The following is a 1,106-nucleotide window of genomic DNA, read 5'->3' as shown; positions in this document are numbered from 1 at the left end:
GTGAGCGAACTAACGTCACAGGTTCTGCTCGCTTTAAACGTTTGATCAAAGAAGAACAGTATGACGAAGCATTAGAAGTCGCGCGTCAGCAAGTTGAAAATGGTGCCCAAATCATCGACATCAACATGGATGAGGGGATGTTAGACGCACAGGCTTGTATGGTGCGTTTTCTAAACCTATGTGCCTCAGAACCAGAAATCTCCAAAGTGCCAATCATGGTCGACTCTTCCAAATGGGAAGTGATTGAAGCGGGTCTGAAATGCATTCAAGGTAAAGGTATTGTGAACTCTATCTCTTTGAAGGAAGGCAAAGAGAAATTTGTTGAGCAAGCTAAACTGATCCGTCGTTATGGCGCTGCTGTGATCGTCATGGCATTCGATGAGGTTGGTCAGGCAGAAACGCGCGCGCGCAAGCTAGAAATCTGTACAAATGCTTATCGTATTTTGGTAGACGAAGTTGGCTTCCCGCCAGAAGACATTATTTTTGACCCGAACATTTTTGCCGTCGCAACGGGTATTGATGAGCACAACAACTATGCTGTTGATTTCATTGAAGCTGTAGCGGACATCAAGCGCGATTTGCCACACGCGATGATTTCCGGAGGCGTGTCGAATGTTTCTTTCTCTTTCCGTGGCAATAACTACGTTCGTGAAGCTATCCATGCTGTATTCCTCTATCACTGTTTTAAAAATGGTATGGATATGGGGATCGTAAACGCGGGTCAACTTGAAATTTATGACAACGTTCCGGAAAAACTACGAGAAGCGGTAGAAGACGTTGTGCTTAACCGTCGAGATGACGCTACAGAAAGATTGTTGGATATCGCGGCTGAGTACGCAGATAAAGGCGTTGGCAAAGAAGAAGATGCCTCTGCGCTTGAGTGGCGAACTTGGCCTGTCGCAAAACGTTTAGAGCATGCGTTAGTTAAAGGGATCACAGAGTTCATCGTTGCAGACACTGAAGAAGCACGTGTGAATGCGGCAAAACCACTTGAAGTGATTGAAGGTCCTTTGATGGATGGCATGAACGTGGTGGGGGACCTATTTGGTGAAGGTAAGATGTTCTTACCTCAAGTCGTGAAATCAGCACGTGTGATGAAGCAAGCT

Annotated in this window: 1 protein-coding gene; it reads left to right on the top strand. The window is 45.9% G+C overall.

Annotation, left to right across the window (positions count from 1 at the left end):
• Positions 1–1,106, top strand: a 1,106-nt coding sequence (locus R7Z41_RS24220; protein WP_318141666.1) for a dihydropteroate synthase, incomplete at both ends; no start/stop codon positions are given.

Origin of the sequence: Vibrio sp. 1457, from assembly GCF_033340195.1 — a bacterium.
Lineage (GTDB): Bacteria > Pseudomonadota > Gammaproteobacteria > Enterobacterales > Vibrionaceae > Vibrio > Vibrio alginolyticus.
The sequence above is the reverse complement of the archived record's forward strand: the minus strand, read 5'-3'. Positions and strand labels throughout refer to the sequence as shown.